The 14238-nt window shown below is 38.7% G+C and carries 10 protein-coding genes; all 10 read left to right on the top strand.

Annotated elements, in window-relative coordinates:
* Positions 1–6: 6 nt before the first annotated feature.
* Positions 7–1152, top strand: a complete 1146-nt coding sequence (dxr, locus tag ACMGGO_RS17390) for a 1-deoxy-D-xylulose-5-phosphate reductoisomerase (RefSeq protein WP_004269256.1) — start codon at positions 7–9, stop codon at positions 1150–1152.
* Between the two features lie 46 nt (positions 1153–1198).
* The gene (gene rseP, locus ACMGGO_RS17385) at positions 1199–2461 is read left to right on the top strand and encodes an RIP metalloprotease RseP (protein WP_054550529.1); all 1263 of its coding nucleotides are present in this window, start codon (positions 1199–1201) and stop codon (positions 2459–2461) included.
* A 131-nt stretch (positions 2462–2592) separates the two neighbouring features.
* Positions 2593–4299: a proline--tRNA ligase gene (locus tag ACMGGO_RS17380; RefSeq protein WP_420282109.1), complete on the top strand. Its 1707-nt coding sequence runs from the start codon at positions 2593–2595 to the stop codon at positions 4297–4299.
* A 268-nt stretch (positions 4300–4567) separates the two neighbouring features.
* A complete protein-coding gene (locus ACMGGO_RS17375) occupies positions 4568–8899 on the top strand; it encodes a PolC-type DNA polymerase III (RefSeq protein ID WP_420282108.1) in 4332 nt (1443 codons plus the stop codon).
* 335 nt (positions 8900–9234) lie between these two features.
* Positions 9235–9711, top strand: coding sequence for a ribosome maturation factor RimP (gene rimP, locus ACMGGO_RS17370; RefSeq protein ID WP_004269252.1), 477 nt, complete (start codon positions 9235–9237; stop codon positions 9709–9711).
* Between the two features lie 24 nt (positions 9712–9735).
* Positions 9736–10875: a transcription termination factor NusA gene (gene nusA, locus ACMGGO_RS17365; RefSeq protein ID WP_048391564.1), complete on the top strand. Its 1140-nt coding sequence runs from the start codon at positions 9736–9738 to the stop codon at positions 10873–10875.
* 136 nt (positions 10876–11011) lie between these two features.
* Positions 11012–11290, top strand: a complete 279-nt coding sequence (gene rnpM, locus ACMGGO_RS17360) for an RNase P modulator RnpM (protein WP_004269250.1) — start codon at positions 11012–11014, stop codon at positions 11288–11290.
* Positions 11287–11595 carry a YlxQ family RNA-binding protein gene (locus ACMGGO_RS17355; RefSeq protein WP_004225011.1) on the top strand — a complete coding sequence of 103 codons (309 nt, stop codon included), beginning with the start codon at positions 11287–11289 and terminating at the stop codon, positions 11593–11595. Before rnpM ends, ACMGGO_RS17355 begins: the two co-directional genes overlap by 4 nt.
* Before the next feature lie 14 nt (positions 11596–11609).
* Entirely contained in the window at positions 11610–13892 is a 2283-nt protein-coding gene (gene infB, locus ACMGGO_RS17350) for a translation initiation factor IF-2 (protein ID WP_048391561.1), read from the top strand.
* Positions 13892–14170, top strand: coding sequence for a DUF503 domain-containing protein (locus ACMGGO_RS17345; protein WP_008178987.1), 279 nt, complete (start codon positions 13892–13894; stop codon positions 14168–14170). Before infB ends, ACMGGO_RS17345 begins: the two co-directional genes overlap by 1 nt.
* Positions 14171–14238 lie beyond the last annotated feature (68 nt).

Below are 14238 nucleotides of genomic sequence, written 5' to 3'. Positions count from 1 at the left end.
TTTGTTGTGAAAAAAATTAGTTTATTAGGTGCAACTGGTTCAATTGGTTGGCAAACCTACGATATCTTAAAAGAACAACGTGATGCTTTTCAATTAGTAGCTTTTTCATCAGGAAAGAACCTAGAGAAAACGCGAGAAATGATTGAAACATTAAAGCCCGAATTAGTTTCTGTGCAATTAGAAGAAGACGCACTAACACTAGCTAAAGAGTTTCCAAATATCCAATTTACGTTTGGAGCAAAAGGACTTGTAGAGGTCGCAACACATCCAGATTCGACTGTACTTGTCAATGCTGTGCTTGGAAGTGTAGGCCTTGAATCAACATTAGCAGCCATTCGTATGGGCAAAACGATTGCTATTGCTAATAAAGAAACGCTTGTAACTGCTGGTCATTTAGTGATGGCAGAGGCCAAAAAATACAAAGTAGCCATCTTGCCTGTAGATAGTGAGCACTCTGCCATCTTCCAATCGATGAATGGTGAGAATCCGAAAAATATCGAACGTTTGATTATTACCGCTTCTGGTGGTAGCTTCCGTGATAAAACACGAGAACAATTAAAACACGTGACGGTCGCAGATGCACTGAATCATCCAAACTGGTCTATGGGTGCAAAGATTACGATAGATTCCGCTACAATGATGAATAAGGGATTAGAAGTCATCGAAGCACATGTTTTATTTGATATGCCTTATGATAAAATAGATGTACTTTTGCATAGAGAAAGTATTATTCACTCTCTAGTTGAGTATCATGATACTAGTGTTATTGCTCAGCTAGGTACACCCGATATGCGTGTGCCAATCCAATATGCTTTAAGCTACCCAGACCGTATACCATTACAAAATGGTCAGCGACTAAATTTAGCGCAAATTGGTCAACTACATTTTCAAGAGATGGACTTTGAGCGATACCCTGCTTTGCGTTTAGCGTATGAGGCTGGTCGTATGGGTGGTACGATTCTGACAGCAATGAATGCAGCAAACGAAGCGGCAGTTGCAGCCTTTTTACAAGGGAAAATCACATTCCTTGAAATTGATGAGACGATTGAACGTGTGATGCAGGCACACCAAAACATTGCAGTACCAGATTTACAAACCATATTACATGTGGATAGTGAGACAAGAAAAATAGTGTTAGACATGGTAAAATAACGAAAGCACTGTATCGTTAACTAATCGCTATTAAAGGTGGGGTATTATGCAAACAGCCATTGCATTTATATTAATATTTGGTATGCTCGTCTTCTTCCATGAACTTGGACATTTCTTATTCGCCAAACGTGCAGGTATCTTAGTACGTGAATTTGCGATCGGAATGGGTCCCAAAATTTATGGAAAAACGCATGGTGAAACAATGTATACTATTCGATTATTACCAATCGGGGGATACGTACGTATGGCCGGCGAGGATATGGATGGCACGGAATTACAGCCAGGCTACCGAATAGGGCTTATTGTGAATGAAGATAATGTTGTTAAAAAAATTATTTTCAATCAAAATAATAAGCAGTTACCAGATTTATTATTTTTAGAAGTTGAACGCGCCGATTTAGAGAAGGAGTTATTTGTAGAGGGTTATGATGAAGAAGAACGTCTAGTTCGTTATCAAGTAGCTAGAGACTGTGTGCTTGTGGAAAATGGTCGTGAACTTGTCATTGCGCCACACGATCGTCAATTTAATGCAAAGACAGTTGGTCAACGAGCAATGACTATCTTTGCAGGCCCTTTGTTTAACTTTATTCTCGCATTTGTGATTTATTTAGTGATTGGATTGATCCATGGTGTACCAACATACGAGCCAATTATCACAGAAGTAGTAGAGAATGATCCAGCTGCACAGGCAGGGATGCTGGCAGGAGATAGAGTAACAGCTATTAACGGACAAGCAGTTGAAAAATGGCAAGATTTAGCTGCAATCGTTCAAGATCATCCAAACGAAGATATTGCTGTGACAGTTGAACGAAATGGACAATCAGTGAACTTAAATATGACCGTTAAGGAAATCCAGCAGGATGGCGAGAAATATGGTCAAATAGGTGTACGCTATGAAAGTCCCAGAGAATTTAACCCATTAAAGGCAGTTGTTTATGGAGCTCAAGAAACCTATAATATGACAGTGAAAATATTTGAACTATTAGGTATGCTAATTACTGGTAAGTTCACAATAGACGCACTTTCAGGTCCTGTAGGTATTTATAAAGCAACAGAGCAAGTTGCCCAGTATGGTATTATGAACCTAATGAATTGGGCAGCAATGCTAAGTATTAACTTAGGAATTATGAACCTACTTCCATTACCAGCACTTGACGGAGGCCGTTTATTATTCTTTGGCTTTGAAGCTTTACGTGGTAAACCAATTGACCGTCAAAAAGAAGGTATTGTACATTTTGTAGGAATCGTCCTACTCATGATTCTAATGGTGGTTGTTACATGGAACGATATACAAAGATTTTTCTTTTAATTCATTTACAGTTAAATGAAATTTGATTTCCTAGCTTTGAGCGCAATTTCGATGAAACATTGCGCTCAAAGCTAAATTTGTTTATGCTATTGAGAGTATAAACTTATCTATTGAAAAAGGTGGAACACTGAATGAAGCAAAGTAAAACATTTATCCCAACGTTACGTGAAGTACCTGCTGATGCTGAGGTAAAGTCACATAAGCAATTACTACGTGCAGGGTTTATTCGTCAAAATACAAGTGGGGTATACTCGTATTTACCGCTTGCAAAACGTGTGCTTACAAAAATTGAAACAATTATCCGAGAAGAAATGGAAGCTATCAACTCCATTGAGCTACTAATGCCATCTCTACAATCTGCTGAGCTATGGCAGGAATCAGGTCGCTGGGAAAAATACGGACCTGAATTAATGCGCTTAAAAGACCGACATGACCGTGATTTTGCATTAGGGCCAACACATGAAGAAGTCATTACAACTTTAGTCCGTGATGAAATTAAATCATATAAAAAATTACCGCTAACATTGTATCAAATTCAAACCAAATTCCGTGATGAAAAACGTCCTCGCTTTGGCTTACTACGAGGAAGGGAATTTATCATGAAAGATGCTTATTCTTTCCATGCGTCACGTGAAAGTTTAGATGAAACATATGAAGATATGTATCGTGCTTATTCTAATATTTTCTCCCGTCTCGGCTTAAACTACCGTGCTGTTATTGCAGATGCAGGTTCGATTGGCGGTAAAGGAACACATGAATTTATGGTCCTTTCTGAAATTGGGGAAGATACAATTGCGTACTCAGATACTTCTGATTATGCAGCAAATATCGAAATGGCTGAAGTAATTGTTGACTATCAACCATCTGATGAAGCTTTAAAAGATGTAGAAAAAGTAGCAACTCCAGAGCAAAAAACAATTGAAGATGTTTCAGCATTCTTAAAAGTAGAACCTGCTAATGTCATCAAATCTCTAGTTTTTGATGTAGATGGAGAGCTTGTAGTAGTGCTTTCACGTGGGGATCATGAAATTAATGATATCAAATTGAAAAATGCACTTGATGCAGGGTCTGTGGAACTTGCAAGTGAAGAAGCGATTCAAGAATTATTAGGTTGTGGCGTTGGCTCAATTGGTCCAGTGAAATTACCGGTAGACGTAAAAGTAGTAGCAGACCATGCTATTAAATCTATCCGTAATGGTATTGCAGGTGCCAACGAAGATGGATTCCATTTAGTCAATGTTAACCCTGAGCGTGATTTTGCAGTTAATGACTATTTAGATATTCGTTTTATTCAAGAGGGAGATCCTTCTCCTGATGGACAAGGTAACATTAAGTTTGCAGAAGGTATCGAGGTTGGTCATATTTTCAAATTAGGTACTACATACTCTGCTAAAATGAATGGTACTTTCTTAGATGAGCAAGGTAAGGCTCAACCATTTATTATGGGGTGCTATGGTATTGGTGTTTCTCGTATTCTAGCTGCTGTAGCGGAGCACTTCCAAGATGACAATGGCTTTACATGGCCAACACAATTAGCGCCATATGATATTCATGTTGTGCCAGTAAACACAAAAGATGAGGCACAAGTGACATTAGCGGAGGAGCTTTATGGCTTATTAAAATCATACCGTTATGATGTGTTACTAGATGATCGTCCTGAACGAGCGGGTGTAAAATTCGCTGATGCTGATTTAATTGGCTTACCTGTTCGAGTAACTGTTGGTAAAAAAGCAACAGAAGGTATTGTAGAAGTGAAATTCCGTCAAACGGGTGAAACATTTGAATGGAAAAAAGAAGAAGTAATTGATCGTCTGAATGAATTTTTTCGTAAAAATTAATGACGAGCTAAAAATTGGTGATAATTAGAATTTGATGCTTTTAATAGAGGCTTTCGTATAATTTTGATAAGATAGATATAAATAATTCGCGACACTTCTGCGGGACAGTGAGCCAAGCAAGCAACAACAGATGGTAAAATATCTGTTAAACTTGAAGAGCGCCCGCAGTGTGGGAGCGAATTTTTTTCTTGAATTCATCATGCGTTTGAGACGAATTAGAACATGAGGCTAAAGAAATTGCCTCTTTCTGAAAGTAGGTGTCATTAGATTGGAACAGCAACAAGAGGCAAGAATGAGACTTCGAATGCTCTTGCAACAACTAGAGTTAACAGATGATGTATATATGTCATTTTTTGAGGAAGGTGAACTATCACGCCTGACAGTTCATAAAAAGGATAGACTTTGGCATTTCACAATTAAGTTAAAGGATATATTACCGTTTCCGCTATATCAGCTTTTCCGTACGCATTTGACAGAGAAATTTTCAACGATAGCACAAGTTAATACGACATTTGAAACATTAGAAAAAAATGTCACAGAGGAACTGGTGCAAGCGTACTGGCTAAATGTTGTGGAACAAATTGATGAGATGGCTCCAACGCTTAAAAATTGTCTCATTACCCAAATACCAACATGGAACGGCCAAAAAATGACTTTATCCTGTATGCAGGAAATGGAATTTATGATGCTCAAATCGAAGTATGCGGACAAACTAACAGAAAGCTATGGTCAATTTGGTTTCCCTCGTATGGCAATCGACTTTGTGCTACAAGAAGAAACGGAAGAAATGATAGCGGCACAGGAAGCATTTATGGAGCAGATACGTCTGGAAGAAGTGGCTCTGGCACAGCAAGCGATGCAAGATTTCCAAAAGCGTGAGCAAGAGAAGAAAGACAATCCGGCACTGGCCAACCTTGGCGACCGTCCATTCCAACTTGGGATGCATATTAAAGATGATGAAATCATGGAAATTAAACGGATTGTTGAAGAAGAACGCCGTGTTATTATTGAAGGATTTGTCTTTGATACGGAAATAAAAGAATTAAAAAGTGGACGCTCCTTATTACAAATCAAAATTACCGACTATACAGATTCCATCATTGTTAAAATGTTTTCTCGTGACAATGATGATGCTGAATTAATGCAACATCTGAAAAAGGGCATGTGGGTTAAAGTTCGAGGCTCTGTTCAAACCGATACGTTTATTCGTGATTTAATCGTCATGGCGAATGATATTAATGAAATCAAAAAAGAAACACGACAAGATTTAGCACCAGAGGGTGAAAAGCGTGTTGAGTTACATTTGCATACACCAATGAGCCAAATGGACGCTGTTACACCTGTGGATCGGCTTGTTGCTCAAGCTGCAAAGTGGGGGCATCCAGCAATAGCTATTACAGATCATGCGGTGGTACAATCATTCCCTGAAGCATATGCAGCGGGCAAAAAACATGGCATTAAGATTATTTATGGTCTGGAGGCAAATTTAGTTGATGATGGTGTACCAATTGCCTATGCTCCAGAGCATCGTTTATTGGCAGACACAACGTATGTTGTTTTTGACGTAGAAACGACAGGGCTATCAACTGCATATGATACCATTATTGAATTGGCAGCAGTTAAAATTAAAGATGGACAAGTTATTGATAAATATGAAAGTTTTGCAAATCCACATCATCCACTTTCGGCTACTACCATTGAATTAACAGGTATTACGGATGATATGGTTCGAAATGCACCAGAGGTAGAGCAGGTCATTAAAGAATTTCATGCCTTTATTGGAGATGCAATCGTTGTCGCTCATAACGCATCATTTGATATTGGCTTCCTATATACAGGCTATAAAAAATTTGGTCTTGAAGACACAGTCCATCCTGTCATTGATACATTAGAGCTAGCAAGATTGCTTTATCCTACAATGAAAAACCATCGCTTGAATACACTGTGTAAAAAATTCAATATTGAATTAACACAGCATCACCGAGCAATTTATGATACAGAGGCGACAGGATTTCTACTCCTGCAGCTATTAAAGGATGCTGATGAGCTAGCTATTAAATACCATGATGACTTCAATAAGCATATTGGTGGTGGGGATGCCTATAAAAAAGGTAGACCTATGCATTGTACAATTTTAGCAGTTGATAATGCAGGCTTAAAAAACTTATTTAAAATCGTCTCCCACTCTCATACAAAAACATTCTATCGTGTTCCTCGGGTGACACGTGCTGTGCTTGAACAATATCGTGAGGGTTTATTAGTTGGATCAGGTTGCAGTAATGGTGAAGTATTCGAAACAATGATGAATAAGTCTCCAGAGGAAGCAGAGAAAGTCGCTCGTTTTTATGATTATATTGAGGTGCAACCGAAGGCTGTATATGCACCATTAATCGAACGCAATGTTGTACGTGATGAATGGACATTAGAAGATATTATCCGTAAACTTGTTAAACTCGGGAAGAAGCTAGATAAACCTGTTGTTGCAACTGGAAATGTTCATTATTTAGATCCGACAGATGGGATGTTTAGGCAAATACTTATTGGTTCACAAGGTGGAGCAAATATTTTAAATCGTTCTAAGCTACCAGAAGTCCATTTTAGAACAACTGATGAAATGCTGAAAGAATTTGATTTTTTAGGACCGGATCTTGCAAAAGAAGTGGTTGTGACGAATGCTCAAAAAGTAGCAGCAAGTATTGGGGACGTTAAACCGATTAAGGATGACCTATATACACCAAAAATTGAGGGCTCTGATGATGAAGTAACCAATTTAACTTATGAAATGGCCCATCGTATTTATGGTGAGGAGTTACCGGAAATTGTGAAAGCTCGAATTGAAAAAGAGTTAAAATCGATTTTGGGACACGGTTTTGGTGTTATTTATTTAATTTCTGCCAAGCTAGTGAAAAAATCATTAGCTGATGGCTATTTAGTAGGGTCACGTGGTTCGGTGGGTTCCTCATTAGTAGCCACTTTTATGGAAATCACAGAGGTTAACCCATTACCGCCTCACTATATTTGTCCTAGTTGTAAACATTCCGAGTTTTTCGATGATGGATCTGTCAGCTCAGGCTTCGATTTACCAAATAAAGACTGTACGGAATGTGGAACACCTTATAAAAAAGATGGACAAGACATACCATTTGAAACCTTCCTTGGATTCAAAGGTGATAAGGTACCAGATATCGATTTAAATTTTTCGGGTGAATATCAGCCTCAAGCGCACAACTATACAAAGGTGCTATTTGGTGAGGATTATGTATTCCGTGCTGGAACAATCGGTACAGTTGCGGAGAAAACAGCATATGGCTATGTGAAAGGCTATGCAAATGACCATAATTTACATTTTCGTGGAGCAGAAGTTGATCGTTTAGTGCAAGGCTGTACAGGAGTAAAACGTACAACTGGGCAACACCCTGGAGGAATTATTGTTGTTCCAGATTATATGGACATTTATGATTTTTCTCCAGTGCAATTCCCTGCAGATGCGCAGGATGCAGAATGGCGTACAACCCATTTTGATTTCCACTCTATTCATGACAATATTTTAAAGCTAGATATACTTGGACACGATGATCCAACGGTGATCAGAATGTTACAGGATTTATCGGGAATCGATCCTAAAACAATTCCGACCGATGATCCTGTCGTCATGAAAATTTTTAGTTCTCCTGAATCTTTAGGTGTTACAGAAAAGCAAATTGGCTGTAAGACAGGGACACTAGGTATACCAGAATTCGGTACGCGTTTTGTACGTCAAATGCTAGAAGATACGAAGCCTTCGACATTCTCGGAGCTTGTACAAATTTCTGGACTTTCCCATGGAACAGACGTATGGCTAGGGAATGCACAAGAATTAATTCAAAACGGTACATGTGTGCTAAAAGAAGTAATTGGTTGTCGTGATGACATTATGGTGTATTTAATTTATCAAGGTCTAGAGCCGTCACTAGCCTTCAAAATTATGGAATCTGTTCGTAAAGGGAAGGGATTATCAGAAGAATTTGAAGCCGAGATGCTCGCCAATAAAGTACCAGGTTGGTATATTGAATCTTGTAAAAAGATAAAATACATGTTCCCGAAAGCCCATGCCGCAGCATACGTGCTAATGGCAGTACGAATTGCCTGGTTCAAGGTACATTTTCCAATCCTTTATTATGCAGCGTATTTCACAGTTCGAGCAGATGATTTTGATTTAATTGCAATGGTGCAAGGATCGCAAATGATTCGAGCACGGATTGATGAAATCAATATGAAAGGCTTAGATGCATCCACTAAAGAGAAAAACTTATTAACGGTGCTGGAGCTTGCATTGGAAATGTGTGAGCGAGGTATGAGTTTCCAAAAGGTTGACCTATATCGTTCCCAAGCTAGTGAGTTTGTCATTGATGGCAATTCACTAATCCCTCCGTTCGATGCAATTCCGGGTCTTGGAACCAACGTGGCGAAAACGATCGTAGCTGCTCGTGAAGAGGGAGAGTTTTTATCCAAGGAAGATTTACAGCAACGTGGTCGTGTTTCCAAAACGCTTATCGAATACATGGACCAGCTTGGTTGTTTAGAAGGCATGCCTGATGCTAATCAGTTATCGCTATTCTAGTATTACAATTGTTTTGCATGGAAAGGTCACAATGTAAATTCAAATTCCTGACACAATATGGTTATCTATAATGAAGGAAATTTGCATTGTGTCGAGAACTGTGCTATTCTAATGGTAATAATTTGTTGATATTTTTCCAGCAAAAGAGTGGGGCATACCCGCTCTTTTCTGTTGTTTAACCGTAGCAAAACAAATTTTGACTAACAGCAGGTAAGACCGTAAAATTTCACCAAAGCAACTGGTGGAATTTCTGTTTTATTATGGTTCATTACTGCGTTAACCTGATAGTGATGAACAATTCATACGCTAGAATTTGATAAATACAGGAGGAAATAATGAGCAAAGTACCATCTTTAATTGAAGAGCTCGCTAAACCAATTGTGGATGAGTTAAATCTTGAGCTAGTGGATATTGAGTTCGTAAAAGAAGGACGAAACTGGTTTTTACGTGTCTATGTTGATACACCTGAGGGTGGAATTGACATAGATCAATGTGCTCAAGTGAGTGAACGACTAAGCTTGTTATTGGATGAAAAAGATCCAATTACACAAAACTATTATTTAGAAGTTTCTTCGCCTGGAGCGGAACGTCCATTAAAAAAAGATACGGATTTTGTCAAAGCAGTTGGCAAGTTTATTTATGTAAAAACCTATGAGCCCATCAAGGACATGAAGGAATTCCAAGGCTACTTAACGTCATACGATGAACATACATTAGTGATGGAAGTGCGTATTAAAACACGTAAAATAACAGTAACAATTGAACAAGAAAAAATCGCATTGGCACGACTTGCCATCGATTTTTCTGCATAAAGCATATTTAGGAGTGAAAACAAAATGAGTAGTGATTTGTTAGATGCGCTGAATGCGCTAGAAGAACAAAAAGGAATTTCAAGAGATGTGTTAATCGAAGCCATTGAAGCGGCATTAGTTACAGCTTACAAACGCAACTTTAACCAAGCACAAAATGTTCGAGTAGACTTAAATTTAGATAAGGGCTCAATTCGTGTATTTTCACGTAAAGATGTTGTGGAAGAGGTAGAAGATGATCGTTTGCAAATTTCTTTAGAAGATGCAAAAGTCATTAATCCAGCCTATCAGCTAGAGGATATCGTGGAGCAGGAAGTAACACCACGTAACTTTGGACGCATTGCTGCACAAACAGCAAAGCAAGTAGTTACACAACGCGTACGTGAAGCGGAACGAGGTTTAATTTATGAGCAGTACGTAGACCGTGAAGATGATATCGTAACTGGCGTTGTTGAACGTTTAGATGCTCGTAATATCTATGTAGGTTTAGGGAAAGTAGAAGCGGCATTGCCTGTTAATGAACAAATCCAAGGTGAATCTTATCATCCACATGATCGTATTAAAGTGTATATTACAAAAGTGGAACGTACAACTCGTGGACCTCAAGTGATTGTGTCTCGTACACATCCTGGTTTATTACGTCGATTATTTGAGATGGAAGTACCTGAAATTTATGAGGGTATTGTAGAGATTAAATCAATTGCACGTGAAGCTGGAGATCGCTCTAAAATTTCTGTTTTCGCTCATAATGAGGAAGTGGATCCAGTTGGTTCATGTGTTGGGGCAAAGGGAGCTCGTGTACAAACAATTGTCAATGAACTAAATGGTGAAAAAATTGATATCGTAGAATGGTCTGAAGACCCAGTTGTATTTGTAGCTAATGCATTAAGCCCATCAAAAGTATTAGATGTACAAGTGAATGAAGAAGAAAAGTCGACAACAGTCGTTGTACCAGACTATCAATTATCTCTAGCTATCGGTAAACGTGGGCAAAATGCTCGTCTAGCAGCCAAGCTTACTGGCTGGAAAATTGATATTAAGAGTGAGACTGATGCTCGTGAATTAGGTATTTATCCTTCGGCTACAAGCACTTTCATCCCTGCTCATGATGAAGAAAGTGATTTTGATGATGTAGCAGTTGACTTATATCAAGACGACGAAGAATAAGTAAGAAAGCCCGTGTGACAAGTTAGCTGACAGTATTCAGTGGGCCCCCTACGCCGACTGAATACTGTCAGAGCGTCAAGTAGAGCATGACTTGTCCACCTCTTACGACAAGCTTCAGAGAGGAATGGTGATTCTTATGGCTGTAAACAAAAAAGTACCTCTTCGTAAATGTGTAGCAACTGGAGAAATGCTACCAAAGAAAGAGATGATACGTGTTGTTCGTTCGAAAGAGGGCGAAGTAAGTGTAGATGTCTCCGGGAAAAAGCCTGGGCGTGGTGCCTATGTCTCTAAATCAGAGCAGGCAGTTGACCTCGCGCGTAAGAAAAATGTATTAGGGCACCAACTTGATGTGAAAATTCCTGAAGAAATATACGAGGAACTTATTTTGCTGATTCGTAGGGAGTCAATTTTATGATAAATCAAGCAATATTTAATTTGCTTGGAATCGCAGCAAGAGCACGTAAGGTGATTTCAGGAGAAGAGTTAGTAGTAAAGGAAGTCCGCAATGGCAATGCTAAACTAGTACTGCTTGCAAACGATGCTTCTAAAAACTCTAGTAAAAAAATTCAAGATAAGTGCACGTACTACAACGTTGAGTATCATGTAATTGGAGATCGATATGATCTAGGACATGCTACAGGTAAGGAGGCCCGTGTGGCTTTAGCTATTACCGATAAAGGTTTTGCAAGTAAATTGTCTAGTCTACTCAACGAAAACTAATCGGGGGTGAGCAGATGACCAAAATCAGAGTTCATGAATATGCGAAGCAAGTGAATAAAACGAGTAAAGAGGTTATTGAAGCACTAAGTAAATTAAATGTGAGTGTAACAAACCATATGTCTATGTTGGAAAAAGACGCTGTGGCAAAGTTAAATCAAACATTTAAAGCAACACCTGAGAAAAATGTAGCAAAACAATCAACTCAAAACATGGCACAAAAACCTCAATCAAATGGCCAGCAAAAACCACAGCATTCGGTGAAAAAGCAAGAAGGACAAAGGCAGCAATCTGCTACTTCTAAGCCAAAAGTAAACAATCAGCAACATGCACAGCAAAACTCAAATTCGTCTAACGAAAAATCTAAGAATACAAAAGGTAATCAAAATAGAAATATGACACAAAATAATAATAATAACAATAATAATCGTAGAGGTGGCGGTGGTTACAACCAACGTCCAAAACCAGGGATTCATGGAGGCAAACGTCGCCATCCAAAAACGCATCAACCATCAATTCCAGTGAAACAAAAGGAACTTCCAGAAAAAATTACTTTTGTTGAATCATTATCAGTTGCAGAATTAGCAAAAAAATTACACCGTGAGCCATCTGAAATCATTAAAAAATTATTCATGCTTGGCGTAATGGCAACAATTAACCAAGAATTAGATAAGGATGCAATTGAATTAATTTGCGCAGACTACGGTGTAGAAGTGGAAGAAGAAATTCGTGTAGATATTACGGATTTAGAAACACACTTCGAGCAAACAGAAGAAGTAAACGAGGCAGATTTATCAGAACGTCCGCCAGTTGTAACAATTATGGGTCACGTTGACCATGGTAAAACAACTTTATTAGACTCTATTCGCCATACAAAAGTAACAGCAGGAGAAGCTGGTGGTATCACACAACATATTGGTGCATACCAAGTTACAGAAGGCGACAAGAAAATTACATTCCTTGATACACCAGGACATGCAGCTTTCACAACAATGCGTGCGCGTGGTGCAAAAGTAACGGATTTAACAATTTTAGTTGTAGCTGCTGATGATGGTGTTATGCCACAAACAGTAGAAGCGATCAATCATGCCAAGGCTGCTGAAGTACCAATAATTGTGGCTGTGAATAAAATGGATAAACCATCGGCAAATCCAGATCGTGTGATGCAAGAATTAACAGAACATGGCTTAGTTCCTGAAGCATGGGGTGGAGATACAATTTTCGTTCCAATTTCAGCGTTAAAAGGTGAAGGCATTGATACATTGTTAGAGATGATTTTACTTGTAGCTGAAGTAGGCGAGCTTAAAGCAAATCCAGAACGTTTAGCACTTGGAACAGTAATCGAAGCTCAGCTTGATAAAGGTCGTGGCTCTGTTGCTACACTTTTAGTACAAGATGGAACATTAAAAGTAGGTGACCCAATCGTTGTAGGTCATACGTATGGTCGTGTACGTGCGATGGTAAATGACAAAGGTCGTCGAGTAAAAGAAGCTGGCCCATCAACTCCAGTTGAAATTACAGGTTTAAATGATGTACCTCAAGCAGGTGACCGTTTCGTTGTCTTTGAAGACGAGAAAACAGCACGTCAAGTTGGAGAAACAAGAGCAATGTCAGCGATTCAAGCACAACGTTCAGAAAAACAACGTGTAACGCTTGATAACTTATTTGAACAAATGAGCCAAGGCGAAATGAAAGAGCTCAACTTAATTGTGAAAGCTGACGTTCAAGGTACTGTTGAAGCTATGGCAGCCTCCCTAATGAAAATTGATGTGGAAGGCGTAAATGTGAAAATTATTCATACAGGTGCTGGAGCTATTACCGAATCTGATATTTCTCTTGCAGCAGCTTCTAATGCCATCGTTATTGGATTTAATGTACGTCCGGATGTTAACGCAAAACGTGCAGCAGAAGAAGAGGGTGTAGATATTCGCTTACACCGCATTATCTATAAAGTAATTGAAGAAATTGAACAAGCAATGAAAGGTATGCTTGATCCTGAATTTGAAGAAAAAATTATTGGTCAAGCAGAAGTTCGTCAAACAATTAAAGTATCAAAAGTTGGTACAATTGCTGGTTCATATGTAACAGAAGGAAAGGTAACACGTGATTCAGGTGTACGTGTGATCCGTGATAATGTCGTTATTTTTGAAGGTGAGCTAGATACGCTTAAACGCTTCAAAGATGAAGTAAAAGAAGTGGCAAAAGGATACGAATGTGGTATTACGATTACAAACTTCAACGATATTAAAGAAGGCGACATTATTGAAGCCTATATTATGGAAGAGGTTAAACGCGCCTAATGATCGTGTATGCAGAGGTTGAATTTATCATTCAAACTGCCCATTCGTTAAAGGAAAAGCGTGCTGTCTTACAGCGTATGATTACCCGCACAAAGCAGAAATTTAACGTTTCTATTGCGGAAATTGACCATCAAAATGTATGGCAGCGTACGAAATTAGCACTTGTTGCTGTTTCTTCGTCCAAAGAAGCAGCTGAACGAGAAATTAATCACGCGCTCCACTATTTAGAGTCAAATCCGTCATGGGAACAGCTTAATGTGTGGCGAGATTATTTATAAGTAGTAGTAGATAGTTGTCTAGCTTACGAAAGCATGGAACACACAACTATCTGTACATCGAAATAGAG

Source organism: Lysinibacillus sp. BNK-21, from assembly GCF_048684915.1.
GTDB lineage: Bacteria > Bacillota > Bacilli > Bacillales_A > Planococcaceae > Lysinibacillus > Lysinibacillus capsici.
This window is presented reverse-complemented; position numbering and strand designations above follow the sequence as displayed.

Excerpts from the sequence above, each read along its gene's own strand:
- rseP (WP_054550529.1), top strand. The coding sequence starts at position 1,199 with ATGCAAACAGCCATTGCATTTATATTAATATTTGGTATGCTCGTCTTC.
- ACMGGO_RS17380 (WP_420282109.1), top strand. The coding sequence starts at position 2,593 with ATGAAGCAAAGTAAAACATTTATCCCAACGTTACGTGAAGTACCTGCT.
- rimP (WP_004269252.1), top strand. The coding sequence starts at position 9,235 with ATGAGCAAAGTACCATCTTTAATTGAAGAGCTCGCTAAACCAATTGTG.
- nusA (WP_048391564.1), top strand. The coding sequence starts at position 9,736 with ATGAGTAGTGATTTGTTAGATGCGCTGAATGCGCTAGAAGAACAAAAA.
- rnpM (WP_004269250.1), top strand. The coding sequence starts at position 11,012 with ATGGCTGTAAACAAAAAAGTACCTCTTCGTAAATGTGTAGCAACTGGA.
- ACMGGO_RS17355 (WP_004225011.1), top strand. The coding sequence starts at position 11,287 with ATGATAAATCAAGCAATATTTAATTTGCTTGGAATCGCAGCAAGAGCA.
- infB (WP_048391561.1), top strand. The coding sequence starts at position 11,610 with ATGACCAAAATCAGAGTTCATGAATATGCGAAGCAAGTGAATAAAACG.
- ACMGGO_RS17345 (WP_008178987.1), top strand. The coding sequence starts at position 13,892 with ATGATCGTGTATGCAGAGGTTGAATTTATCATTCAAACTGCCCATTCG.